Below are 24925 nucleotides of genomic sequence, written 5' to 3'. Positions count from 1 at the left end.
GGTAAGAAAGACCTTGCCGGAGTTCACCATTAATGTTCAATCGCGTGTGGTGCTGCGCAGGTTCACGTCCTGGCGCGGAGAGCGACACGGCCTTATATGAGGTTTCCCATGAAACAAGGTATTCACCCAAAATACGAAGCAGTTACCATCAACTGTACTTGCGGTAACGTGATTCACACTCGCTCTACGCTGACTCACGAACTGAACCTGGACGTTTGTGGTAAGTGCCACCCGTTCTACACCGGTAAGCAGCGTGAAGTTGCAACTGGTGGCCGCGTTGACCGCTTCAACAAGCGTTTCAGCGTGCCAGGCACCAAAAAATAAGAAACGGCATTCGAACATCTGTTCGGCGGCAAGAAAAACCCAGCTCAGGCTGGGTTTTTTTATGTCTGAAAATCAGTATTCCCAGGTATCCGGGTCGATGCCCATGTCACGCATAATTTTTTTCGCGGCTTCCGGTATTTCGTCGTTACGTTCTTTACGCAGGTCGACATCATTAGGTAACGGTTGTCCGGTAAAAGCATGCAAGAAGGCTTCGCACAGGAGTTCACTGTTTGTCGCGTGGCGCAGGTTGTTAACCTGACGACGTGTCCGTTCGTCTGTCAGAATTTTCAGCACGCTTAACGGAATTGATACCGTGATTTTTTTAACCTGTTCGCTCTTTTTGCCGTGCTCAGCGTACGGGCTGATATATTCGCCGTTCCATTCAGCCATGGGATACCTTAATCAATAAAAGTTAAAAGTTACGAAATCAGCCGATTATGCCTGATTTTCTTCTACCTGACCCCTTCTCTGGCGGGTTTCTTCGTTCAACGCACAGTGCTAATGGAGTTGAACGCCAGGTATGGGCGCATAATTTTAGCGGTTATTGCGACGATGCTCAATCTATACGCAAAGACATTTGGATGTCCAGATGTATTGACGTCTAAAAGCAAGATGATATCCTGTTAGCAAATTATTTCATACTTCAGGAACAGTTAGCCCTATGACGCGTAAACAGGCAACCATCGCAGTGCGCAGCGGTTTGAATGACGACGAGCAATACGGCTGCGTTGTCCCGCCCATCCACCTTTCCAGCACCTATAACTTCCATGATTTCAATGAGCCCCGTGCGCATGACTATTCCCGTCGTGGTAACCCCACGCGTGATGTGGTGCAGCGTGCCCTGGCAGAGCTGGAAGGCGGAGCGGGAGCGGTGCTAACCAATACCGGCATGTCCGCGATTCATCTGGTGACAACCGTGTTCCTGAAGCCTGGCGATCTGCTGGTTGCGCCGCACGACTGTTATGGCGGCAGCTATCGGCTGTTCGACAGTCTGAGTAAGCGGGGCGCTTACCGGGTGAAGTTTGTCGATCAGGGTGATAAAGCTGCGCTGCAGGCGGCACTGGATGAGAAGCCTAAACTGGTGCTGGTTGAAAGCCCCAGTAACCCGCTATTGCGCGTGGTGGATATCGCCGCCATTTGCGCAGCGGCGCGTGCGGCGGGCGCCGTGAGCGTCGTGGACAACACCTTTATGAGTCCGGCACTGCAAAATCCTCTGGCACTGGGTGCGGATCTGGTCATTCACTCCTGTACCAAATACCTGAATGGCCACTCTGACGTGGTAGCCGGTGCCGTGATTGCTAAAGATCCGCAGGCGGCGACCGATTTAGCCTGGTGGGCCAATAATATTGGGGTCACCGGCTCCGCTTTTGACAGCTATCTGCTGCTGCGCGGAATGCGCACGCTGGGCCCACGTATGGCCGCTGCGCAACGTAATGCGTTAGCCATTGTTGATTATCTCAAGCAACAGCCGCTGGTGAAAACGTTGTATCATCCTTCACTGCCGGAAAACGCGGGACATGAATTCGCTGCACGCCAGCAGCGTGGATTCGGTGCCATGCTCAGTTTTGAGCTGGACGGCGATGAAGCCCGGTTGCGCCGTTTCCTCAAAGCGCTTGAGTTGTTCACGTTGGCGGAATCGTTGGGCGGCGTTGAAAGCTTGATTTCACACACGGCGACCATGACCCATGCAGGTATGTCTGCAGAGGCCCGGGCCGCAGCAGGCATCTCTGAAACATTGCTACGTATTTCAGTAGGTATTGAAGACCACGAAGATTTAATTGCCGATTTGGATAATGCATTCCGGATCGCAGCCGAGGATTGATGATGACGAGTTCAGCTGGCGCAGGAACGCCAAACAACAGACAGCTCCACAAGTTTGGTGGCAGCAGCCTTGCAGATGCACGCTGCTACCAGCGTGTCGCCAGCATTATGGCGGATTACAGCCAGCCAGGTGACATGATGGTCGTATCGGCCGCGGGCTCGACGACCAATCAGCTGATTAGCTGGCTGAAGCTGAGCCAGAGCGACCGACTGTCCGCACATCAGGTGCAGCAGACATTACGTCGCTATCAGAGTGAGCTCATCAGTGCACTGTTACCTGCCGAAATAGCCGAACCCTTAATTACTGCCTTTATTCGCGACCTCGAAAAACTGGCGGCGTTACTGGATGGTGACGTCACAGAAGCGGTCTATGCGGAAGTGGTGGGCCATGGTGAGATCTGGTCTGCACGTTTAATGTCAGCGGTGCTGAACCAGCAGGATCTTCATGCCTGCTGGCTGGATGCACGCGATTTTCTGCGCGCGGAACGGGCCGCCCAGCCGCAGGTAGATGAAGGCAAATCCTGGCCGTTGTTACAAACGCTGCTGGCCCAGCATCCGCATAAACGCATCGTGGTAACCGGCTTTATCTGCGGCAATGACGCGGGCGAAACGGTACTGCTGGGGCGTAACGGTTCTGACTACTCTGCCACGCAGATTGGTGCGCTGGCAGGTGTGGGACGTGTGACGATCTGGAGCGATGTGGCGGGCGTTTACAGTGCCGATCCCCGCAAAGTCTCTGATGCCTGTCTGCTGCCCTTGCTGCGCCTGGATGAGGCCAGTGAGCTGGCGCGTCTGGCAGCCCCGGTACTGCATACCCGCACCTTACAGCCGGTCTCGGGCAGCGATATTGATTTGCAGTTACGCTGCAGCTATCAGCCGGAACAGGGCTCTACCCGTATCGAGCGCGTCCTCGCGTCCGGTACGGGCGCCCGCATCGTCACCAGCCACGACGACGTGTGCCTGGTAGAGATCCAACTTCCTGAGCAGCACGATTTTACGCTGTTTCAAAAAGAGATCGACCAGCTGCTGACGCGCGCGCAGATGCGTCCGCTGGCGATGGGCATTCATCCCGATCGTCAGCTGCTGCAACTGTGCTACACCTCTGAAGTGGTGAACAGTGCCTTTACTTTATTGCAGGACGCCGGCTTACCTGGACATTTGCAGTTACGTGAAGGTTTAGCGCTGGTCGCGCTGGTTGGCGCTGGCGTCACGCGCAACCCGTTGCACACGCACCGTTTCTGGCAGCAGCTAAAAGATCAGCCGGTCGAATTTATCAGCCAGTCGCCAGAGCACATTAGCGTGGTTGCGGTGCTGCGCGTTGGCCCTACTCAGCATCTCATTCAGGGGTTGCACAGTTCCCTGTTTCGGGCAGAAAAGCGCATTGGCCTGATGTTGTTTGGCAAGGGCAACATCGGTTCTCGCTGGCTGGAGTTGTTTGCCCGCGAGCAGGAAACGTTGTCGGCGCGCACCGGTTTCGAGTTTGTGCTAGCGGGCGTGGTGGACAGCCAACGCAGCCTGCTGAGCTATGAAGGTCTGGACGCCAGTCGCGCACTGGCATTCTTTGACGATGAAGCGGAAGCGCGCGATGAAGAGTCGCTGTTTCTGTGGATGCGTGCGCACCCTTACGATGATCTGGTTGTGCTGGATGTGACGGCCAGTAAGCCGCTGGCACAGCAATATCTTGATTTTGCCAGCCATGGGTTTCATGTCATCAGCGCCAATAAAGTGGCGGGAGCATCGGATACGCAAACCTGGCGCGAGATTCGGGATGCCTTTGAAAAAACCGGCCGCCACTGGTTGTATAACGCCACCGTGGGCGCAGGTCTGCCGATAAACCATACGGTGCGCGATTTACGGGAAAGCGGCGACACGATTTTGTCGATCAGCGGTATTTTCTCCGGAACGCTGTCCTGGCTGTTTCTGCAATTTGATGGCACGGTGCCCTTTACCGAGCTGGTGGATCAGGCGTGGCAGCAGGGATTGACGGAACCGGATCCTCGCGTCGATCTGTCGGGTCAGGACGTGATGCGCAAACTGGTGATTCTGGCACGTGAAGCAGGCTATAACATCGAGCCGGATCAGGTGCGCGTCGAGTCGCTGGTGCCGCAGAGCTGCGAAGATGAATCAATAGATCACTTTTTCGAGAATGGCGACGAGCTTAATGAGCAGATGCTGCAACGGCTTGAAGCCGCGCAGGAGATGGGGCTGGTGCTGCGCTATGTTGCGCGCTTCGATGCTAACGGCAAAGCACGTGTTGGCGTCGAAGCGGTACGTCCGGAGCATCCTCTGGCCGCCTTACTGCCTTGTGACAACGTGTTTGCCATCGACAGCCGTTGGTATCGCGATAATCCGCTGGTGATCCGCGGACCTGGTGCAGGCCGGGACGTTACCGCCGGCGCTATCCAGTCTGATATTAATCGCCTTGCCCGACTCCTCTGACGTTGCTTTTCTCCAGGCGCTTCGGCGCCTGTCCTGCCCTAACATCCTCATATAAAAAGCCCTTTCACATCGACTGAATATTTGTCACTTCCTGGGATGATTTATCAGTTGACGCTTGCGGGAAAATGGTTCACTTTGAGTGTCTGGACGTCTAAACGTATAGATGTTTACAGGTTAACAGATAACCGATGTGGGCGGAGGTAGCAGGATGAGTTTCTTTCATGCCAATCAGCGCGAGGCGCTCAATCAGAGCCTGGCAGAGCTAAACGGGCGAATTAGTGTCTCTTTTGAGTTTTTCCCGCCGCGCACCAGTGAAATGGAAGAAACGCTGTGGAACTCCATCCATCGTCTGAGCAGCCTGAAGCCCAGTTTTGTCTCTGTAACCTACGGGGCGAACTCGGGTGAGCGTGACCGCACACACAGCATCATTAAAGGCATTAAAGAACGTACGGGGCTCGAAGCTGCGCCGCATCTGACCTGTATTGACGCTACCCGGGATGAGCTGCAAGCCATTGCACAGGATTACTGGAATAACGGTATTCGCCATATCGTGGCGCTGCGTGGCGATCTGCCACCCAATAGCGGTAAGCCGGAAATGTACGGCAGCGATCTCGTTTCGCTGCTTAAAGAGGTCGGTGACTTCGATATCTCCGTCGCGGCCTATCCGGAAGTCCACCCCGAAGCAAAAAGTGCCCAGGCTGACCTGATTAACCTGAAACGTAAAATTGATGCTGGCGCTAACCGTGCCATTACCCAGTTCTTCTTTGATGTTGAAAGCTATCTGCGTTTTCGTGATCGCTGCGTTTCCACCGGCATTGATGTTGAGATCGTGCCGGGCATTTTGCCGGTATCAAATTTCAAACAGCTGCAGCGTTTTGCCGCCCTGACCAATGTACGCGTTCCGGGCTGGATGAATGCCATGTTTGCAGGGCTGGATGAGGATCCTGAAACGCGCAAAATGGTGGGGGCGAACATCGCCATGGACATGGTGAAAATCCTGTCGCGTGAGGGCGTAAAAGATTTTCATTTCTATACTCTGAACCGGGCAGAAATGAGCTATGCCATTTGTCATACCTTAGGTGTGCGTCCGGGAATTGCCGCCTGAAGATGGCCATAAAAAAACCGACGTGTCCGCGTCGGTTCTGAATGTCTCATCCATTGCATATACAGGGCTGACAGCAGCCTGATGTGCCACGCATTAAAAATGTGTCCAGCCTTCATGGGTCAAGGGTTGAGCCGGTTTCACTCGCGAGGGGTTTTTGAGCGTCGGTACGCTATGCACCTGCTGTGTCGTGTTATTAAAGCGAAAGACTGAGACCGCCTGCAGCAGCTGTCGTGCCTGTTCCCGGAGGCTGTTCGCGGCCGAGGCGGATTCTTCCACTAATGCGGCGTTTTGTTGTGTGGCGCTGTCCATCTCGGTTACCGCGATGCCCACCTGTTCTACGCCTCTGGCCTGCTCGGCGCTGGCTGAGGTAATTTCCTCAACGGTATCACTCAGGTGACCCACAGCCGCGACGATGCTCTGCATCGTCGCGGTGGCATGTGCAACCAGTTCGTCACCTTGCCCCACGCTGCGGGCGTTGGCGTCAATTAACTGGCGAATTTCACCTGCGGCCGTGCTGCTACGTTGCGCCAGGGTTCTGACCTCGCTGGCAACCACCGCAAAACCTTTACCGTGTTCGCCCGCGCGCGCGGCTTCTACTGCTGCGTTCAGCGCGAGAATATTGGTCTGGAAGGCAATACTGTCAATGACGGCGGTGATGTCGGCGATTTTCCCTGAGCTGTCTTTAATGGTGCGCATCGTGCTGGTAATCGCTGCCGTGGCATCATTGCCTTCGTTGGCGACATTACGCACATTGACCGCAAGCTGACTGGCCTGCTGCGCATTGCTGGCGTTATTTTTCACCGTCATGCCAAGCTGCGTCATGGTGGCTGCCGTCTGCTCCAGCGCGCTGGCCTGCTCTTCGGTTCTCTGTGACAGGTCGGCATTTCCCTGCGCTATCTGACTACTGGCAGAGGCGACGCTTTCCGCATTGGATCTCACCAGGCTGACCGTTTGAACCAGTGCCTCCTGCATCTCCCGGATTGCCACCAGCAGTTTGCCGGTTTCATCGGTGTGAGTGACCTGCACAGGCTCGCTGAGGTCACCTTTTGCCACGCGCTGTGCGGCAATCAGGGCCTGATTAAGGGGCCGGGTGATGCTGCGCGTAATAAGCCAGGCAGACAATCCCGCCAGAAATAGCGCAACGGCACCGGCGCCCGCCAGTAAACGCAACGCATTGGTTCGATCGCTATGGGAAGTTTGCTCTGCAACCTGCATCCGCGCTTCCTGGTGATCTTTTAATGCCTGAAGGGAGGCTATATAGCCCGTTTGAATGTTGTCTCCCGAGGCCTGTAACAGCTGGTCGGCCTCCTCTTTTTTACCTTGCTGAGCAAGTGCAACGACCTTATCCATTAGCGGCAGAAAAAGCGCCGCGTGAGACTGGATGTTGGAAAAAAGTTGTCTGCCAGTGACGGAGGCAACCTCTTTATCCAGCACCTGCATCAGGCTGTCGGCCTGGCTTCTGACCTGCTGATAGCTGTTAAGCGCTTTTTCTGTTTTTGCCGGATCCGGCTGGAGTACGGCAATGCGCGCCAGACGACTCATATCTTGCGCATAAAATGACAGCATGGCCGATTCGGATGCCTTGGCGTAAAGGCCCCCGGCGATCTCACTGTTAGCGTCGGCCAGAGAACGTGTTTTGGTAATACCGATCAGGACCATGAAAATGACAAGCATGCCCATGAAGCCAAAAGCCGCCACGAGCCGTATTCCTATTCTGATGTTATTCATACTGTTACCCTGATGTTAATGATAAGCACGAAGGCCTCACTGCCTTCTGTCAGTGTGGTTTGTGAATCAGTGTGTGGCTTTTTATCGAACAATCCGGGTGTTTTTTGACCCGTATAAAGAGTAACGACCACAAAGGCATAAGGTTTATAGGCTAACTGTAATCAAACTGTAATAATTTCTAAGGTAATGCACTTGACCAGATGAAATGGTCTCAAGGACGCTGTAGGTGAAGGGGTAAAACATTAGATAAAACAGCAGGCAATCATCAGAGGGTGCGTATTTGAGACGGGCAAACTCACCCGAGCGAGGGTGGGTTAAGGACGGCCGCACAGGCTGAGCGGACCGTCCTGACGAGAATGGACTTAACCCGTGTTACGCATGCCAGCAGCGACACCGGCAATCGTCACCATCAGCGCCTGTTCGACGCGCGCATCCGGTTCGTCACCGCGAGCTTCTTGAGCACGTGAACGGTGAAGCAGTTCAGCCTGCAGTACGTTCAGGGGATCGGTATACACGTTGCGCAGGGCAATGGATTCGGCAATCCACGGCTGATCCGCCATCAGGTGTGAATCGTTGGCGATGGTCAGCACGGCTTTGATATCGGCATCCAGCTGGTCACGCAGCTGTTGACCTAATGGCCACAAGGATTTGTCCACTAGTCGCTGGTCGTAATATTCCGCCAGCCACAGGTCTGCTTTAGAGAACACCATCTCCAGCATACCGAGGCGGGTTGAGAAAAACGGCCAGTCGCGACACATCGCTTCGAGCTGATCCTGATGGCCTGCCAGCATCGCCTGCTGCAGCGCCGCACCTGCACCCAGCCATGCCGGGAGCATCAGACGGTTTTGGGTCCAGGCGAAGATCCAGGGAATGGCGCGCAGGGATTCCACACCGCCAGTAGGACGGCGTTTGGCCGGGCGTGAACCCAGTGGCAGCTTGCCCAGTTCCTGCTCTGGGGTGGCTGAACGGAAGTAGGGCACAAAGTCGGCGTTTTCGCGCACGTAGCCCCGGTACATGGCACAGGAATCCGCAGAAAGCTGATTCATAATACTGCGCCATTCCGGTTTAGGTTCCGGCGGTGGCATCAGGTTAGCTTCCAGTATCGCACCGGTATAGAGCGACAGGCTGGCGATAGTCACTTCCGGTAAACCGTATTTAAAGCGGATCATTTCGCCCTGCTCGGTAACGCGCAGGCCGCCCTTCAGGCTGCCTGGCGGCTGAGACAGCAGCGCAGCATGTGCCGGCGCGCCGCCGCGACCGATAGTACCGCCACGTCCGTGGAACAAGGTCAGTGACACTCCGGCTTTTTCGCAGGTTTTAATCAGCGCATCCTGCGCCTGATACTGCGCCCAACTGGCCGCCATGACGCCGGCATCTTTCGCCGAGTCGGAATAGCCAATCATGACCATCTGTTTGCCCTGAATAAAGCCGCGATACCAGTCAATGTTGAGCAACTTGCTCATCACATCGTTGGCATTGTTGAGGTCATCAAGCGTTTCAAACAGCGGTGCAACCGGCATCGCAAAAGGTATACCGGCTTCTTTCAGTAACAGGTGGACGGCCAGCACATCCGACGGCGTTTTTGCCATCGAAATCACATAGGCGGCGATAGAGCCCTGAGGCGCTTCCGCTACCACTTTGCAGGTTTCCAGCACTTCGCGGGTTTCATCGCTCGGTTCCCAGCTGCGCGGCAGTAAAGGGCGCTTAGAGTTCAGCTCGCGGATGAGGAACGCTTGCTTGTCGGCTTCTGACCAGCTCTCATAATCGCCCAGCCCAAGGTAGCGGGTAATCTCTGCAATGGCTTCGGTGTGACGGGTGCTTTCCTGACGAACATCAATGCGGACCAGCGGCACGCCGAAGCACTTGACGCGGCGCAGCGTATCCAGCAGTTGGCCGTTGGCAATGATGCTCATGCCACACTGCTGCAGGGATTGATAGATCGCATACAGCGGGTCCCAAAGCTGAGCGTTAGAGACCAGTAGGTCAGCCGGACGTGGTAAACGTTCGCCTTTAAGGCGACGTTCCAGATAAGCCTGCGTGCTCATTAGCTGGCTGCGCAGACGCTTCAAAATCACGCGATAAGGTTCGAGCGCTTCAGGATCGCCACTGAGATCGGCCACTTCCTGGCTGCATTCAGACATCGACAGTTCTGAAATCAGTACGCCAATGTCACGCAGGAACAGGTCGGTGGCTTTCCAGCGGCTGAGCTGCATGACGTGGCGGGTGATGGAGGCCGTGACATTGGGGTTGCCGTCACGGTCACCGCCCATCCAGGAGGTAAACTGCACCGGAACGAAATCGACCGGCAGCTTAATGCCAAACGTCTCTTCTACCTGTTCATTCAGCTCACGCAGAAACGCAGGTACGCCTTCCCACAGGCTGTTTTCAACGACGGCAAAGCCCCATTTGGCTTCATCCACGGGCGTAGGACGGTATTTACGGATCTCATCCGTATGCCAGGCCTGAGCGACCAGTTGGCGCAGGCGGCGCATAATCTGGTTACGCTCGTAGTCAGAAATATCGCTGTGATCGAGCTGTTCAAGACAGCTGTTAACTTCGCCCAGTTTATGAATCAGCGTACGACGCGTAATTTCTGTGGGATGGGCGGTCAACACCAGTTCCAGCGACAGGGATTCAATCGCCGCGTGAATAGCACTTTCACTAAGATTGTTTTGTTTGAGCGTTTCGAAGGTCTTTTTTAACAACTCGGGATGATTCGCGCCATCGCCGCTGCGGGAAATGGTTTGATACTGTTCAGCCACGTTAGTGAGGTTCAGGAACTGACTGAAAGCACGTGCGACGGGCAACAACTCGTCATTTGACAGGTTCTGCAGCGTATTCAGCAACGCCTTACGATGCGTGTCATTGCCAGCACGGGATGATTTAGACAGCTTACGGATGGTTTCCACCTGGTCCAGGATGTTCTCTCCCAGCGCATCCTTAATCGTATCCCCGAGCAGTTTGCCGAGCATACTGACATTACTTCGCATTGCGGAATATTGTTCGTTCATGTGACCCTGACACCCTTATCGTCTTGATAAACCTCTATACCCGGTCTTTTCAGGCAGCACAAAAGCCAGCAACGTTGTCCTCTCGGTACTGACCGAGGTTCTTCAGTTGCTGCCTGTCGCAAGCTGAATAAAGTGGGATGATTGCCCCGTAGGTATAACATCGTCTTTTATCTAGCCACGTAATCATCCGTTCGTCAATTGACTTAAAGTGAAGGAAACATGCAGCTAACTGCTGGAAATTCATGGAATTTGATAGGGGAGAAGCGGGATAAGTTATTCTTATTATCAAATCCCGCAGAATGGCGGGGCATTTTGCTGTTAATTCAGTGAAATGCCCCGATTAATGATAATTAGTGACAGAAATGCTGCACAACCTGGCTTATCAGCGCACGGGTAGGCTTAATAAATGCGGTATCGATAAACTCGTCTGGCTGGTGCGCCTGATTGATCGATCCTGGGCCCAGTACCAGGGTTGGGCAGAGTTGCTGAATAAAAGGCGCTTCAGTGCAGTAATTCACCACTTCCGTCTGAATCCCCAGCAGCGTTTCTACCACTTTAACCAGTTCATGATCAGCGGGGCACTCGTAGCCGGGAATCGGTGGATGCAGTTCTTCAATGGTGATCCGTCCCGGCCAGCGTTCGCTTACCGGTGCCAGTGCTTCATTTAGCAGCCCGTCGAGATCGCTCAGCGTAAGGCCCGGCAGGGGCCGGATATCCATATGCAATTCGCAGCAGGCACAGATACGGTTTGCCGCATCGCCGCCGTGAATATGACCAAAGTTCATGGTCGGATAGGGGATGGCAAAGCCATCGTGGTGGTAACGTGATTTGAGTGTGTTACGCAACTGCATGAGTTCGGTAATCGACTCATGCATTAGCTCAATGGCATTGACGCCGCGTCCGGGATCGCTGGAGTGGCCCGATTGTCCCTGAATGCGAATCGCATTAGATATATGGCCTTTGTGCGCCCGCACCGGCTTTAGCGAGGTCGGTTCGCCAATAATGGCGCAGTCGGGGCGAAGCTGGGTGGACTCTGCAAAATATTTCGCACCTGCCATCGTGGTTTCTTCATCGGCGGTCGCCAAAATGTACAGCGGCTTACTCAGGGTTGTCACATCCACATCACGTAGCGTGTCCAGAATAAACGCAAAGAAGCCTTTCATATCGGCGGTGCCCAGACCGTACAGCTTGTTGTCATGTTCGGTCAGGGTAAAGGGATCGCGAGTCCAGCGACCATCATCGAACGGAACGGTATCGGTATGCCCGGCAAGCAGCAGGCCGCCCGCGCCGTTTCCGGTGCGCGCCAGCATATTAAATTTATGACGTGTTCCGGGTACGGGCTGTACTTCCACAGCAAAACCCAGGTCGCGGAACCAGCCAGCCAGTAAATTGATTAAAGTTTCATTGCTCTGATCGAGTGCGGCATCGGTTGCGCTGATTGACGGCGTAGCGATCAACTGGCGGTATAGTTCGATAAAAGGCGGTAATTTTGTCTTCACTGTTGACGGTCCTTGAGTTAGGATGTATCAATATTCATGCATTAATAGTGAATAAAAATACATTAACGTCGTGTGCATGTGAACCTTAAATCGCTGCAAACGACATCGTGGGCAACGGGGCAAGGCCGCGACCCGGAACGTGTGACTGTAATAAAGGTATACAGCCTGATGTTGAATACGCTGATCGTTGGTGCCAGTGGTTACGCTGGCGTAGAGCTTGCCACCTTCCTTAATCGCCATCCACATATCAACATAACCGCTTTGGCGGTATCTGCGCAAAGTCCCGATGCGGGCAAGCGCCTGTCCGATCTTCATCCACAGCTGAAAGGCGTGGTGGATTTGCCGCTGCAGCCGTTGAGTGATGCCGCCGAATGGGCAGACAAAGTGGATGTGGTGTTTCTGGCGACCGCCCACGAAGTCAGCCATGACCTGGCCCCTGAATTTCTAAAAGCCGGTTGTGTGGTGTTCGATCTGTCAGGCGCGTTTCGCGTCAACGATGGCGATTTTTACACCCAGTTTTATGGCTTTACGCATCAGCACGGTGACTGGCTGGATAAAGCCGTTTACGGTCTTGCTGAGTTCCAGCAGGAAAAAATTAAAGAAGCACAGCTGGTGGCCGTACCGGGCTGCTATCCCACTGCCTCCCAGCTGGCGTTGAAGCCCGTGTTAGATGCGGGTTTGCTGAATGACGCGCAGTGGCCGGTAATTAACGCCACCAGCGGCGTGAGTGGGGCGGGGCGCAAAGCGAATGTCGGCACCAGCTTCTGCGAAGTCAGCCTGCAACCTTACGGTATTTTTAATCATCGTCATCATCCTGAGATTGTGGCGCACCTGGGAACGCCGGTGATTTTCACCCCGCACCTGGGCAGTTTTCCGCGTGGGATTCTGGCGACCGTTACCTGCCGCCTGAAGGCCGGCGTAAGCCGTGATGATGTTGCTGAAGCTTTTCATAACGCCTACCACGATAAGCCGCTGGTACGCGTGTACGAACAGGGCGTGCCGGCTCTGAAAGCGGTTGTCGGGCTACCCTACTGCGATATCGGGTTCGCCGTTCAGGGCGAACACCTGATTGTGGTGGCTGCAGAAGATAACCTGCTCAAAGGCGCGGCCTCCCAGGCGGTGCAGTGCCTTAATATTCGTTTCGGTTTCCCTGAAACGCAGTCACTGATTTAACGGACGAGTAAACCATGACCAATCCATTGATTATCAAGCTGGGCGGTGTGCTGTTAGACAGCGAAGAAGCGCTGGCCCGTTTATTTGACGCGCTGCTGGCCTATCGCTCCGCGCATCAGCGCCCGTTGATCGTCGTTCACGGCGGCGGCTGTCTGGTCGATGAACTGATGAAAAAACTGGCGCTGCCGGTGCAGAAAAAGAACGGCTTACGCGTTACGCCTGCCGACCAGATCGACATCATTACCGGCGCACTGGCGGGTACCGCGAACAAAACCCTGCTGGCCTGGGCGAAAAAATATGGCATTCACGCGGTAGGCCTTTGCCTGGGCGATGCAGGCCTGGTTAATGTCACGCAGCTGGATGAAGCACTCGGTCATGTGGGCCACGCCACGCCGGGTAATCCCGCGTTGGTCAATACATTGCTTGCGGCGGGTTATATGCCTGTTGTCAGCTCAATTGGCATTACCGATGACGGCCAGTTAATGAACGTCAATGCGGATCAGGCCGCCACGGCGCTGGCATCAACGCTGGGTGCTGATTTAGTCTTGTTATCAGATGTCAGTGGCATTCTCGATGGCAAAGGCCAGCGCATTGCAGAGATGACGGCTGACAAAGCTGAACAGTTGATTGCGCAGGGCATCATCACCGATGGCATGATTGTGAAAGTGAACGCAGCGCTGGATGCTGCGCGCACGCTGGGCCGCCCGGTTGATATCGCCAGCTGGCGTCATGCCGAGCAACTGCCCGACCTTTTTAACGGTGTGTCCATTGGCACCCGGATTCTCGCTTAACGACTCAGATTCAAGGATTACGAAATGCAAACGCAAAACATCAAAAAAATCGTTCTGGCTTACTCTGGTGGTCTGGATACTTCCGCCATTATTCCATGGCTGAAAGAAAACTATGGCGGCTGTGAAGTGGTCGCGTTTGTGGCTGATATCGGCCAGGAACGTAGCGATCTGGAAGGCGTTGAGAAGAAAGCGCTGCAGTCGGGTGCATCAGAATGCCACGTGGTTGATCTGCGTGAAGAGTTTATCAGCGACTACGTTTATCCGGTGCTACAGACCGGTGCGCTGTATGAAGGAACTTACCTACTGGGCACCTCCATGGCGCGTCCTATCATCGCTAAAGCGCAGGTTGAGCTGGCGCTGAAAGTCGGTGCTGATGCCCTGTGCCACGGTGCGACCGGTAAAGGCAATGACCAGGTACGTTTTGAAACCACTTACACCGCGCTGGCCCCCCAGCTGAAAGTGGTTGCGCCATGGCGCGAATGGAACCTGCGTTCACGTGAAGCGCTGCTGGATTATCTGAAAGAGCGCAATATCCCGACCACCGCTTCGCTGGAAAAAATCTACAGCCGTGATGAAAACGCCTGGCATATTTCTACCGAAGGCGGCGTGCTGGAGAGCCCGTCTAATGCGCCGAATAAAGATTGCTGGGTCTGGACCGTTGATCCGCTGGAAGCCCCGGATCAGCCTGAAGACGTGACGGTAACCGTTGAAAAAGGGCGCGTTGTCGCGGTGAACGGCGAGAAACTGAGCCCGTTCCAGTGTCTGGAAAAGTTGAACGTGCTGGGTGCTAAACACGGCGTAGGTCGTATCGATATCGTTGAAAACCGTCTGGTGGGCATTAAATCACGCGGCTGTTACGAAACTCCCGGCGGCACCATCATGGTTAACGCACTGCGTGCGGTTGAGCAACTGGTTCTGGATCGCGACAGCTTCAAATGGCGTGAGCAGCTGGGCCATGAAATGTCCTATGTGGTTTACGATGGTCGCTGGTTTGCACCGCTGCGTAAGTCTATCCAGGCGGCGGCAGAGTCGCTGGCAGAAGAAGTCAACGGTGAAGTGGTCCTGCAACTCTACAAAGGCCAGGCCACGGCGACGCAGAAGCGTTCAGCCAACAGCCTGTATTCCGAAGAGTTTGCAACCTTCGGCGAAGACGAAGTTTACGATCATCGTCATGCCGGCGGCTTTATCCGTCTGTTCTCACTCTCTTCACGTATTCGTGCATTGAACGAGCAGAAGAAGTAATCGCAGGCGAGGATCGCCTCGCCTCTCAGTATGACCTCAGGGGCGGCTTTCAGGCCGCCCCTGGTTTAACGACTTGAAGGAGATTCACATGGCACTTTGGGGTGGACGCTTTACCCAGGCAGCAGATCAACGTTTCAAACAGTTCAACGACTCGCTGCGTTTTGATTACCGCCTGGCTGAGCAGGACATCATTGGCTCAGTGGCCTGGTCCAAAGCGCTGGTGACGGTAAATGTTCTGACCGGTGATGAGCAGCAGCAGCTGGAAGCCGCATTGAATGCATTGCTGGAAGAGGTTCGTGCCAATCCTGAGCAAATTCTGCAAAGTGATGCCGAAGATATTCACAGCTGGGTTGAAGGCCAGTTGATCGAGAAAGTCGGCGCGCTGGGCAAAAAACTGCACACCGGCCGTAGCCGTAATGACCAGGTAGCCACCGACCTGAAGCTGTGGTGTAAGGAGCAGGTCGCCGCACTGCTGGGGGCCACACGTGAGCTGCAGCAGGCGCTGGTCGCCACCGCCGAAGTGAACCAGGACGCGGTGATGCCGGGCTATACGCATTTGCAGCGGGCGCAGCCGGTGACCTTTGCGCATTGGTGCCTCGCCTATGTTGAAATGCTGGCGCGCGATGAAAGCCGTTTGCAGGATACGTTGAAGCGTCTTGATGTTAGCCCACTGGGTTGTGGCGCGCTGGCAGGAACGGCGTATGACATCGATCGTGAGCAGCTGGCTGGCTGGTTAGGTTTTGCTTCTGCCACGCGTAACAGCCTGGACACCGTGTCCGATCGTGACCATGTTCTGGAACTGCTCTCGGATGCGTCAATCGGTATGGTACATCTGTCGCGCTTTGCTGAAGACATGATTTTCTTTAACACAGGCGAAGCTGGCTTTATCGAACTCTCAGATAAAGTCACCTCGGGTTCATCCCTGATGCCACAGAAGAAAAACCCGGATGCGCTTGAGCTGATTCGCGGCAAGTGTGGCCGTGTACAGGGCGCGTTAACCGGAATGATGATGACGCTGAAAGGTCTGCCGCTCGCCTACAATAAAGACATGCAGGAAGACAAAGAAGGGCTGTTCGACGCGCTGGATACCTGGCTGGACTGCCTGCATATGTCGGTTCTTGTCCTGGATGGCCTGCAGGTGAAACGTCCTCGCTGCCAGGAAGCGGCAGAGCAGGGCTACGCTAACTCAACCGAGCTGGCTGACTACCTCGTTGCCAAAGGCGTGCCGTTCCGTGAGGCGCACCACATTGTCGGTGAAACGGTCGTTGAAGCGATAAAACAGGGCGTGGCGCTGGAAGCACTGACGCTGGCGCAGTTAAAGCAGTTCAGTAGCGTGATAGAGGACGATGTCTATCCTGTTCTGGCCCTAAAATCCTGTCTGGATAAGCGTAATGCGCAGGGTGGGGTTTCGCCCGGTCAGGTTGCCCGTGCTATCGCGGATGCTAAAACACGCTTAGCGTAAACGGCAGGCAAAAAAAAGCGGGCATCAGATGCCCGCCAACCTCTAGCTTCAGAAACTACTTTTATTTTAGGCACATCATCAGAGCCGCAGCGCTCCCGGCCGATGCTCAGATTCGTAACGTGTACCCTCTACGCGTTTTAGGGAAGCCTGACAGCGCTTCTCGTCTTTTTTTTGGCGAAGGGCTCACGACAGTTGAAAACAGGAGAAACACCGTTTTCAACGTTCAGAAAACATTTCCCTGGGTGGCAATGAATCTGAATTGATATGGGCATTATTCCCATCCGCTCTTGATAGGGCCAATCGTTGGTTGCTATTCTATCTATCGCCACGAGCTATCGTGGAATGGAGGGTAATAATGAATATCCGTGATCTTGAATATCTGGTTTCGCTTGCTGAACATCGTCATTTCCGACGTGCTGCGGATGCCTGCCATGTCAGTCAGCCCACGTTGAGCGGACAGATCCGTAAATTAGAAGACGAATTAGGTGTCATGCTGCTGGAGCGTACCAGCCGCAAAGTGCTGTTTACTCAGGCCGGCCTGTTGCTGGTCGACCAGGCGCGTACCGTTCTGCGTGAAGTCAAAGTGCTGAAAGAGATGGCCAGTCAGCAAGGCGAAGCGATGTCAGGGCCACTGCATATTGGGCTTATCCCCACGACCGGCCCTTATTTGCTGCCGCAGATCATTCCAATGCTGCATCAGACCTTTCCAAAGCTGGAAATGTATCTGCATGAAGCGCAGACGCAGCAACTGCTGGCGCAACTCGACAGCGGCAAACTGGACTGTGCGATTCTGGCGTTGGTGAAAGAAAGCGAAGCCTTTATCGAGGTCCCGCTGTTTGATGAGCCGATGAAGCTGGCCGTCTATGAAGATCACCCATGGCGCGATCGTGACCGCGTGCCGATGTCCGATCTGGCGGGCGAAAAGCTGCTAATGCTGGAAGACGGTCATTGCCTGCGCGATCAGGCGATGGGCTTTTGCTTTGAAGCAGGTGCAGACGAAGATACGCATTTCCGCGCGACCAGCCTGGAAACCTTGCGCAATATGGTTGCGGCGGGAAGCGGGATCACGTTACTGCCTGCACTGGCCGTACCGGATCAGCGTATTCGTGACGGCGTTTGTTATCTCCCGTGCTACAAACCGGTCCCCCAACGCACTATCGCACTGGTATACCGTCCCGGTTCACCCCTGCGCAGTCGTTATGAACAACTGGCAGAGGCAATCCGAACGCACATGCAAGGCTATTTCGATACGACGTTAAAACAGGCGGTTTAAGCCGTTTAACGCCGCAACACGATAGGCTTCGGCCATGGTGGGATAGTTAAAGGTGGTATTCACAAAGTACTCGATTGTGTTGCCACCATTTTTTTGCTCCATAATCGCCTGACCGATATGGATGATCTCCGCCGCGCGCTCGCCAAAACAATGAATGCCTAAAATTTCTTTGGTTTCGCGATGGAACAGGATCTTCAGGCTACCCACATTCATTCCAACGATTTGCGCACGCGCCAGATGTTTGAACTGAGCACGACCCACTTCGTATGGCACTTTCATTGCCGTCAGTTGCTGCTCGGTTTTCCCCACAGAACTGATTTCCGGAATGGTATAGATCCCGGTTGGGATGTCTTCTATCAGATGCGCTGAGGCTTCACCTTTCATAATGGCCTGCGCGGCAATACGGCCCTGATCGTAAGCAGCGGATGCCAGACTTGGATAACCAATCACGTCGCCTACCGCATAAATGTGCGGCTGAGCTGTCTGATACATGCTGTTCACTTTCAGCAGGCCACGTCCGTCTGCTTCCAGACCAACATTTTCCAGCGACAGCGAATCAGTGTTACCGGTACGACCATTCGCATACAGCAGGCAATCCGCTTTTACTTTCTTGCCGGATTTAAGGTGCATGATCACGCCGTCATCTACGCCTTCAATTTTCTCGAACTCTTCATTGTGACGAATCACCACGCCGCTGTTCCAGAAGTGATAGGACAGCGAGTCGGACATCTCCTGGTCAAGAAATGCCAGCAGCCGGTCACGGGTGTTAATCAAATCAACTTTGACGTTAAGTCCACGGAAAATAGAAGCATATTCACAGCCAATGACACCGGCGCCGTAAATGATTACGTGGCCAGGTTCATGGTGCAGGTTGAGAATGGAATCGGAGTCGTAAATGCGTGGATGGGTAAAGTCGACATCGTGGGGATGATAAGGGCGTGAACCGCAGGCGATGATAAACTTCTCGGCGGTCAGTTTTTCGCGCGTACCGTCATGATGTTCTACCTCGACCGTGTTGGCATCAACAAAATGGGCATCGCCCTGAAAGAGTTCGCAGCGGTTACGCTCGTAAAAACCCTGACGCATCGCCGTTTGCTGGTTGATCACGCTTTCCGTGTGATTAAGGATATCGGCAAAGGATGAACGAAGCAGTCGGGTGTGGTCGCTGTAAAGGGGATTTTGATTGAACTCGATGATGCGGCTAACAGCGTGACGGAGGGCTTTTGAAGGGATGGTTCCCCAGTGAGTACAGCCGCCGCCGATGTTGTGATAGCGTTCGATAACCGCGATGCGTGCGCCTTGCTTGACCAGTCCCATCGCCGCACCTTCGCCGCCGGGTCCTGAACCAATCACTATAACATCGTAATCGTAAGACTTTTGCATACCGATACGTCCTATTATTTATACATTTTTACAACGAGATTCTAACATCTCACCGCGCACTTCTGAATTCTAACAGCGATTTTCATCACGTTTTGCCTTTCAGTGGTGTTTAACAAGCCGTCACAAAGTTTGCCCGACTGTACGCTGAATATTTTGTTATAGTGCTGTTTCAGAACCTCACAAGGCAGAGAGAATGGGTGTCAGAGCGCAACAAAAAGAACGTACACGGCGTACACTCATCGAAGCTGCATTCAGTCAGCTCAGCGCCGAGCGCAGTTTTGCCAGCCTGAGCCTACGTGAAGTTGCCAGGGAAGCCGGCATTGCGCCCACGTCTTTTTATCGGCATTTCAAAGATGTTGATGAGTTAGGTCTGACGATGGTTGACGAAAGTGGACTGATGTTGCGCCAGCTGATGCGCCAGGCACGCCAGCGTATCGCAAAAGGTGGCAGCATTATTAAAACCTCTATCGCCACATTCATGGAGTTCATCGAGAATAACCCCAATGCGTTTCGCTTGTTATTGCGCGAACGTTCAGGGACTTCTGCGGCCTTTCGCGCTGCTGTTGCACGTGAAATTCAACATTTTATTGCTGAACTGGCTGACTATCTTGAGGTCGAAAATCGCATGCCGCGCAGCTTCACCGAAGCGCAGGCTGAAGCGATGGTGACGATTGTTTTTAGCGCGGGTGCTGAAGCGCTGGACATTGATATCGAGCAGCGACGTAAGCTGGAAGATCGTCTGGTATTACAGTTACGCATGATCGCCAAAGGCGCTTATTACTGGTATCGCCGGGAACAAGAACGCCTGGCGGTAACCCTGGATAAACCTGAAGAGATATGAATAAGGACCCTGCCATGACCCACCCAAGCTCCCGTGATAAAGGCACGATGTTGCTGGCTTTTATTACCGGCCTTGCTATGAACGGCTCGTTCTCCGTGCTGTTTAGTGCTTTTGTTCCTTTTTCTATTTTTCCACTGATTGCGTTGGGGCTGTCGGCCTGGTGCCTGCATCAGCGTTATCTGAACAAAAACATGCCGGATGGCGTTCCCGGCCTTGCTGCCGCCTTTTTCCTGCTGGGCATTTTGGTTTACAGCGCGCTGGTCAGGGCAGAGTACCCGGATATTGGCTCTAATTTCATCCCGACCATTTTGATGGTTGGGCTGGTGTTCTGGATTGCCCTGCGTTACAAGCGCAACCGCAATCGGTAATTAAAAACGGGAACCTTCAGGTTCCCGTTTTTTTACGCTTTACGCGTCAGCAGCACGCCGCATTCCATATGGTGGGTGTACGGGAACTGGTCAAACAGCGCCAGCCGCGTGACGTCGTGCGTTTGCGCCAGTATCCGCAGATTGTCGCACAGGGTTTGCGGATTGCAGGAAATATAGAGAATGGCAGGATAAGCCTGCACCATCTTAACGGTTTCCTCATCCAGCCCGCTGCGCGGCGGATCGACAAAGATCGTCTCGCAGTCATAACTCTTCAGATCGATCCCTTCCAGCCGGTTAAAGCTGCGCACGCCATTCATCGCCTGCGTAAACTCTTCGGCCGCCATGCGAATAATCTGCACGTTATCAACCTGGTTGGCGGCAATATTGTACTGCGCTGACGCTACGGAAGGTTTGGCGATTTCTGTTGCCAGTACCCGGCGGAAATTTCGGGCCAGCGCCAGCGAGAAGTTGCCATTACCACAGTAGAGCTCCAGCAGATCGCCGCGAGAACCCGTGGTGACGTCCAGTGCCCATTCCAGCATTTGAATGTTCATGGCGGCGTTAGGCTGCGTAAAGCTGTTTTCTACCTGACGGTAAATCATCTCTTTTCCGGCCACTGGCAAACGCTCATCGACATAATCCCGATCAAGGCAGATTTTGGTCTTGGTCGCGCGGCCAATCAGCTGGACATCAATACCTTCGGCCCGCAATTGATCGCGTAACGTGCTGGCGGCCTGCTGCCATTCCTCATCCAGTTTGCGGTGGTAGAGCAGCGAAATCACGATCTGATGACTCATCGTGGACAGGTAGTCGATCTGAAACAGCTTGTGGCGCAGCAGACGATTGTCCCGAATGGCCGCCATCATTTTTGGCATGACCTGATTGATTAACTCACTGGCCGCAGGAAACTGATCGACGCGTATGCGCTGTTTCGTCTCCTGATCGAAGATAATATGGTAGAGGTCATCACCCTCGTGCCAGATGCGGAATTCTGCTCGCATGCGGTAGTGACTGACGGGTGAACGAAACACCTCCACGGCGGGCGCAGCGAATGGCGTCATCATCGTTTCTAACCGACTGACTTTTTCCGCCAGCTGCGCGTCATACTGTTCAACAGGGAGATGTTCGGGTGTCATGTTTAATCCTGGTTAAGAGCTTACTTGCCGGGCGATTGTAGGCATTCACCTGCCGATGTCCAGTCTTGTACGCTGGCGCAGAAAGACGACGTGCGGAAGTCTGGACTTGCTCATGCGCTCTTCGTAGACTGCTGGCACCGGCCTCAGCCTTGAGTTAATAGGGAATCCAGTGTGAATCTGGAGCTGACGCGCAGCGGTAAGGAATGTCAGGGTGATTGCAATTGCAGACACTGTCCTGCGGGATGGGAAGTCATCACCTGCTATGATTCCCAGCCCGAAGACCTGCCGGTGTGACGTCGCCACTCTTACAGTCATCGCGTGCTATCGATTGTATGCCTGCGGCATCCTTTTTCTTTTGGATGCGATAAAAAATGAGTAAAACAAAAGCCTCGCTGTTTGCCTTCAGCGCAACGGCGATTTCCCTCTGGGCGCAAAATGGCTTTGCGCAGGGTAATGATGATACGCAAATCGTGACCGCCAATCGTTTTCAACAGCCAGTGTCGTCGGTGCTGGCCCCGACGACCGTGGTTACGCGTGAAGAGATTGATCGCTGGCAGTCCAAAAGCCTCATTGATGTCATGCGGCGTTTGCCGGGGGTGGATATTGCTCAAAACGGTGGACTGGGGCAGTTAAGCTCCATGTTTATTCGTGGAACCAATTCCAGCCATGTTCTTGTACTGATCGACGGTATTCGTCTTAACCAGGCTGGGATTTCGGGTTCTTCCGATCTCAGCCAGATCCCGCTGTCGCTGGTGCAACGAATCGAATACATCCGGGGTGCACGTTCGGCGGTTTATGGTTCAGATGCCATCGGCGGCGTCGTGAATATTATTACGGGCCGCGATAAGCCCGGCACCACGCTGACCGCAGGTGTGGGTTCTAACGGCTATCAGGCATACGATGGGTCCACCCAGCAGCGGCTGGGTGAGGCGACCACAGCCACTCTGGCGGGGAATTATACCTATACCAAAGGGTATGATGTGGTGGCTAACCTGCCTGATGCCTTTAGCGCGGCCCAGCCCGACCGTGATGGTTTTATGAGTAAAACCCTCTTTGGCACGGTGGAGCACCGATTTAACGATCAATTTAGTGGTTTTGTCCGTGGCTATGGTTTTGACAACCGCACTGCCTACGATGGACAGCAGGTATCTTTCGATCCCAATGCGTTTGTTGATACTCGCCAACTCTACAGTCAAAGCTGGGATAGCGGCTTGCGCTTCAATCAGGGCATCTATTCAACGCAGTTGGTGGCCAGTTACAGCCATACCAAAGACATTAACTACAGCCCTCAACTGGGGCGATATGACAGTACCGCGACCTTTGATGACATTGAGCAGTATAACGTGCAATGGGGCAACACATTGCAAGCAGAGCACGGCACCTTCAGCGGCGGCGTCGACTGGCAAAAAGAGGCGACTCAGCCTGGTACAAACTTCCTGAGTGAGGGCTACGAACAGCGCAACACCGGCCTTTACGCGACGACCCAACAAAAATTTGGCGATGTGACGTTGGAAGGCGCACTTCGTGGGGATGACAATAGCCAGTTTGGCTGGCATACCACATGGCAGACAGCCGCAGCCTGGGAATTTGTAGAAGGTTATCGTGTCTTTGCCAACTATGGCACGGCATTTAACGCCCCTAATTTTGGACAGCTATACAGTGGCTTTGGCGGTAACCCGGATCTCAACCCAGAGAAAAGCAAACAATGGGAAGGGGGTTTTGAAGGCCTGACAGGCCCGGTTAACTGGCGAGTGTCGGGATACCGCAATGATATTGATGATTTGATCTCCTATACCAATAATCGCTATTACAATGTCAACCAGGCCCGGATAAAAGGCGTTGAAACAACGGCATCTTTTGATACTGGCGTGCTCTCTCATTCATTATCTTTTGACTATCTTGATGCTCGCGATGCGACGACAAATCAATGGCTGGCTCGTCGGGCAAAAGAACAGTTTAAATATCAGCTGGATTTAACGCTGTATGATTTCGACTGGTCAGTGAGTTATCAGTATCTTGGCCAGCGTTACGACACCAATTTCAACACGCTTGAAACGGTAAAGCTGGGCGGTGTCAGCCTGTGGGATCTCGCCGTATCGTATCCGGTCACATCACATCTGACCGTTCGTGGTAGAATCGCCAACCTGTTCGATAAAGATTACGAGACAGCGTATGGCTATCAGACTCCAGGAAGAGAGTATTACCTCAGCGGAAGCTACAGCTTCTGACCTGCGCCCGACTGTGCTGGTGTTTGACTCCGGCGTAGGAGGGCTTTCTGTCTATGATGAGGTTCGGCAACTTCTGCCGGACCTGCACTATCTTTATGCGTTCGACAACGCGGGCTTTCCCTACGGAGAGAAAACCGAGACCTTTATTGTCGAGCGCGTCGTGGCGATTGTTGATGCCATTACCCGCCGTCATCCCATTTCCCTGGTCATCATCGCCTGCAATACCGCCAGCACCGTGACACTGCCCGCATTACGTGAGCGATTTGCCTTTCCTGTCGTCGGCGTAGTGCCTGCGATTAAACCTGCTGCGCGTCTAACGCGTAACGGTGTGGTCGGGCTGCTTGCAACGCGCGCGACGGTTCGTCGCTCGTATACGCATGAGCTGGTGTCGCAGTTTGCCAAAACCTGCAAGATTGAAATGTTGGGTTCAGCCGAACTGGTTGAGCTGGCTGAGGCCAAACTCCATGGCAAAGAGGTGTCGATAGATGAAATCAGGCGCATTGTACAACCCTGGTTACGTATGGCGGAGCCGCCGGACACAGTGGTGTTAGGCTGTACGCACTTTCCTTTACTGCGCGATGAGCTGCAGCAGATCCTGCCGGAAGGGACGCGTTTAATTGATTCTGGGGCAGCCATAGCCAGACGAACGGCCTGGCTACTGGAAAATGAAGCCCCTGAAGTCCGATCGTCACTGCAAAACGTGGCGTTTTGTACCGAGCTGGATGGCGAAGCGGTGCAATTGTCACCGGTTTTGCAGCGTTATGGCTTCCCATTGCTTGAAAAACTGGCGCTTTAGAAGGTTTTCGTTGAAAAAAACAGCACTCGGAAAATTTATTGAAATTAGCCCTTGTCAGCCGAAAAGAACTCCCTATAATGCGCCTCCACTGACACGGCACAACGGAATACGAAGCGCCGGGTTAAGTAAGGTTCAGAACGATTCGAACCGGTCAGTTAAGCAAAAATAAGTGCTTGACTGATAAAGCGGAAAGCGTAATATATGCAGCCCGCGCCACAGAGAAGTGTGGCACTGCTCTTTAACAATTTATCAGACAATCTGTGTGGGCACTCGCAGGATTGATATCAGCGTCTCCGGACGTAAAA

The 24925-nt window shown here is 53.9% G+C and carries 19 protein-coding genes and 1 riboswitch; of the genes, 13 read left to right on the top strand and 6 right to left on the bottom strand.

Annotated features, from left to right (window positions below; genetic code table 11):
* Positions 1 to 108 precede the first annotated feature (108 nt).
* Positions 109 to 324 carry a 50S ribosomal protein L31 gene (rpmE, locus tag QLG08_RS16900; protein ID WP_006121308.1) on the top strand — a complete coding sequence of 72 codons (216 nt, stop codon included), beginning with the start codon at positions 109 to 111 and terminating at the stop codon, positions 322 to 324.
* A gap of 72 nt (positions 325 to 396) precedes the next feature.
* On the opposite strand, the gene metJ is transcribed toward rpmE, so the two are convergent.
* Positions 397 to 714, bottom strand: a complete 318-nt coding sequence (gene metJ, locus QLG08_RS16895; RefSeq protein ID WP_013027687.1) for a met regulon transcriptional regulator MetJ — start codon at positions 712 to 714, stop codon at positions 397 to 399.
* A gap of 271 nt (positions 715 to 985) precedes the next feature.
* On the opposite strand from metJ, the gene metB reads away from it, so the two are divergent.
* The 3 genes from metB to metF all read left to right on the top strand — a co-directional run bounded on the left by metB (position 986) and on the right by metF (position 5689).
* Positions 986 to 2146 carry a cystathionine gamma-synthase gene (gene metB, locus QLG08_RS16890; RefSeq protein ID WP_013027686.1) on the top strand — a complete coding sequence of 387 codons (1161 nt, stop codon included), beginning with the start codon at positions 986 to 988 and terminating at the stop codon, positions 2144 to 2146.
* 2 nt (positions 2147 to 2148) lie between these two features.
* Positions 2149 to 4584: a bifunctional aspartate kinase/homoserine dehydrogenase II gene (locus QLG08_RS16885; protein ID WP_015699320.1), complete on the top strand. Its 2436-nt coding sequence runs from the start codon at positions 2149 to 2151 to the stop codon at positions 4582 to 4584.
* 208 nt (positions 4585 to 4792) lie between these two features.
* Positions 4793 to 5689 (top strand): methylenetetrahydrofolate reductase, encoded by an 897-nt coding sequence (metF, locus tag QLG08_RS16880; RefSeq protein ID WP_014604771.1) that lies wholly within the window; start codon positions 4793 to 4795, stop codon positions 5687 to 5689.
* 93 nt (positions 5690 to 5782) lie between these two features.
* Here the strand turns inward: metF and QLG08_RS16875 are convergent, their stop codons facing one another.
* From QLG08_RS16875 to argE, 3 genes are all read right to left on the bottom strand, one after another.
* Positions 5783 to 7417, bottom strand: a complete 1635-nt coding sequence (locus tag QLG08_RS16875) for a methyl-accepting chemotaxis protein (RefSeq protein ID WP_116198010.1) — start codon at positions 7415 to 7417, stop codon at positions 5783 to 5785.
* A 362-nt stretch (positions 7418 to 7779) separates the two neighbouring features.
* Positions 7780 to 10428, bottom strand: coding sequence for a phosphoenolpyruvate carboxylase (gene ppc, locus QLG08_RS16870; RefSeq protein WP_013027682.1), 2649 nt, complete (start codon positions 10426 to 10428; stop codon positions 7780 to 7782).
* Between the two features lie 350 nt (positions 10429 to 10778).
* Positions 10779 to 11927, bottom strand: coding sequence for an acetylornithine deacetylase (gene argE / locus QLG08_RS16865; protein WP_013027681.1), 1149 nt, complete (start codon positions 11925 to 11927; stop codon positions 10779 to 10781).
* A 168-nt stretch (positions 11928 to 12095) separates the two neighbouring features.
* Here argE and argC point away from each other — a divergent pair, with 168 nt between their 5' ends.
* The 5 genes from argC to oxyR all read left to right on the top strand — a co-directional run bounded on the left by argC (position 12096) and on the right by oxyR (position 17868).
* Positions 12096 to 13100 carry an N-acetyl-gamma-glutamyl-phosphate reductase gene (gene argC / locus QLG08_RS16860; protein WP_014594874.1) on the top strand — a complete coding sequence of 335 codons (1005 nt, stop codon included), beginning with the start codon at positions 12096 to 12098 and terminating at the stop codon, positions 13098 to 13100.
* Positions 13101 to 13114: 14 nt separating this feature from the next.
* Positions 13115 to 13891 carry an acetylglutamate kinase gene (gene argB, locus QLG08_RS16855; protein ID WP_013027679.1) on the top strand — a complete coding sequence of 259 codons (777 nt, stop codon included), beginning with the start codon at positions 13115 to 13117 and terminating at the stop codon, positions 13889 to 13891.
* 24 nt (positions 13892 to 13915) lie between these two features.
* Positions 13916 to 15133, top strand: a complete 1218-nt coding sequence (locus QLG08_RS16850; RefSeq protein ID WP_013027678.1) for an argininosuccinate synthase — start codon at positions 13916 to 13918, stop codon at positions 15131 to 15133.
* A gap of 88 nt (positions 15134 to 15221) precedes the next feature.
* Positions 15222 to 16595, top strand: coding sequence for an argininosuccinate lyase (argH, locus tag QLG08_RS16845; RefSeq protein ID WP_014594873.1), 1374 nt, complete (start codon positions 15222 to 15224; stop codon positions 16593 to 16595).
* Positions 16596 to 16950: 355 nt separating this feature from the next.
* A complete protein-coding gene (oxyR, locus tag QLG08_RS16840; RefSeq protein WP_015699323.1) occupies positions 16951 to 17868 on the top strand; it encodes a DNA-binding transcriptional regulator OxyR in 918 nt (305 codons plus the stop codon).
* Here the strand turns inward: oxyR and sthA are convergent.
* The gene (gene sthA, locus QLG08_RS16835; RefSeq protein ID WP_013027675.1) at positions 17851 to 19251 is read right to left on the bottom strand and encodes a Si-specific NAD(P)(+) transhydrogenase; all 1401 of its coding nucleotides are present in this window, start codon (positions 19249 to 19251) and stop codon (positions 17851 to 17853) included. The two genes, oxyR and sthA, sit on opposite strands and share 18 nt — an antisense overlap.
* 193 nt (positions 19252 to 19444) lie before the next feature.
* Between sthA and fabR the strand changes: the two genes are divergently transcribed.
* Positions 19445 to 20092, top strand: coding sequence for an HTH-type transcriptional repressor FabR (fabR, locus tag QLG08_RS16830; RefSeq protein WP_013027674.1), 648 nt, complete (start codon positions 19445 to 19447; stop codon positions 20090 to 20092).
* A gap of 14 nt (positions 20093 to 20106) precedes the next feature.
* Positions 20107 to 20460, top strand: a complete 354-nt coding sequence (locus tag QLG08_RS16825) for a YijD family membrane protein (protein ID WP_014604773.1) — start codon at positions 20107 to 20109, stop codon at positions 20458 to 20460.
* 32 nt (positions 20461 to 20492) lie between these two features.
* Here the strand turns inward: QLG08_RS16825 and trmA are convergent, their stop codons facing one another.
* Positions 20493 to 21596 (bottom strand): tRNA (uridine(54)-C5)-methyltransferase TrmA, encoded by a 1104-nt coding sequence (gene trmA / locus QLG08_RS16820; protein WP_013027672.1) that lies wholly within the window; start codon positions 21594 to 21596, stop codon positions 20493 to 20495.
* Between the two features lie 121 nt (positions 21597 to 21717).
* Positions 21718 to 21901, top strand: a riboswitch (cobalamin riboswitch).
* A 66-nt stretch (positions 21902 to 21967) separates the two neighbouring features.
* Here trmA and btuB point away from each other — a divergent pair.
* Positions 21968 to 23824, top strand: coding sequence for a TonB-dependent vitamin B12 receptor BtuB (gene btuB / locus QLG08_RS16815; protein WP_072139123.1), 1857 nt, complete (start codon positions 21968 to 21970; stop codon positions 23822 to 23824).
* On the top strand, positions 23769 to 24620 hold the full coding sequence (murI, locus tag QLG08_RS16810) for a glutamate racemase (RefSeq protein WP_072139122.1): 852 nt from the start codon (positions 23769 to 23771) through the stop codon (positions 24618 to 24620). Before btuB ends, murI begins: the two co-directional genes overlap by 56 nt.
* Positions 24621 to 24925: the final 305 nt, after the last annotated feature.

The sequence above is a fragment of the Pantoea sp. V106_11 genome (assembly GCF_029967885.1).
GTDB lineage: Bacteria > Pseudomonadota > Gammaproteobacteria > Enterobacterales > Enterobacteriaceae > Pantoea > Pantoea ananatis.
The sequence above is the reverse complement of the archived record's forward strand: the minus strand, read 5'-3'. Positions and strand labels throughout refer to the sequence as shown.

What these genes read in the sequence shown, in the direction of transcription:
- rpmE (WP_006121308.1), top strand. Translation starts at nt 109, where the DNA reads ATGAAACAAGGTATTCACCCAAAATACGAAGCAGTTACCATCAACTGT.
- metJ (WP_013027687.1), bottom strand. Translation starts at nt 714, where the DNA reads ATGGCTGAATGGAACGGCGAATATATCAGCCCGTACGCTGAGCACGGC.
- metB (WP_013027686.1), top strand. Translation starts at nt 986, where the DNA reads ATGACGCGTAAACAGGCAACCATCGCAGTGCGCAGCGGTTTGAATGAC.
- QLG08_RS16885 (WP_015699320.1), top strand. Translation starts at nt 2,149, where the DNA reads ATGACGAGTTCAGCTGGCGCAGGAACGCCAAACAACAGACAGCTCCAC.
- metF (WP_014604771.1), top strand. Translation starts at nt 4,793, where the DNA reads ATGAGTTTCTTTCATGCCAATCAGCGCGAGGCGCTCAATCAGAGCCTG.
- QLG08_RS16875 (WP_116198010.1), bottom strand. Translation starts at nt 7,417, where the DNA reads ATGAATAACATCAGAATAGGAATACGGCTCGTGGCGGCTTTTGGCTTC.
- ppc (WP_013027682.1), bottom strand. Translation starts at nt 10,428, where the DNA reads ATGAACGAACAATATTCCGCAATGCGAAGTAATGTCAGTATGCTCGGC.
- argC (WP_014594874.1), top strand. Translation starts at nt 12,096, where the DNA reads ATGTTGAATACGCTGATCGTTGGTGCCAGTGGTTACGCTGGCGTAGAG.
- argB (WP_013027679.1), top strand. Translation starts at nt 13,115, where the DNA reads ATGACCAATCCATTGATTATCAAGCTGGGCGGTGTGCTGTTAGACAGC.
- QLG08_RS16850 (WP_013027678.1), top strand. Translation starts at nt 13,916, where the DNA reads ATGCAAACGCAAAACATCAAAAAAATCGTTCTGGCTTACTCTGGTGGT.
- argH (WP_014594873.1), top strand. Translation starts at nt 15,222, where the DNA reads ATGGCACTTTGGGGTGGACGCTTTACCCAGGCAGCAGATCAACGTTTC.
- oxyR (WP_015699323.1), top strand. Translation starts at nt 16,951, where the DNA reads ATGAATATCCGTGATCTTGAATATCTGGTTTCGCTTGCTGAACATCGT.
- sthA (WP_013027675.1), bottom strand. Translation starts at nt 19,251, where the DNA reads ATGCAAAAGTCTTACGATTACGATGTTATAGTGATTGGTTCAGGACCC.
- fabR (WP_013027674.1), top strand. Translation starts at nt 19,445, where the DNA reads ATGGGTGTCAGAGCGCAACAAAAAGAACGTACACGGCGTACACTCATC.
- QLG08_RS16825 (WP_014604773.1), top strand. Translation starts at nt 20,107, where the DNA reads ATGACCCACCCAAGCTCCCGTGATAAAGGCACGATGTTGCTGGCTTTT.
- trmA (WP_013027672.1), bottom strand. Translation starts at nt 21,596, where the DNA reads ATGACACCCGAACATCTCCCTGTTGAACAGTATGACGCGCAGCTGGCG.
- btuB (WP_072139123.1), top strand. Translation starts at nt 21,968, where the DNA reads ATGAGTAAAACAAAAGCCTCGCTGTTTGCCTTCAGCGCAACGGCGATT.
- murI (WP_072139122.1), top strand. Translation starts at nt 23,769, where the DNA reads ATGGCTATCAGACTCCAGGAAGAGAGTATTACCTCAGCGGAAGCTACA.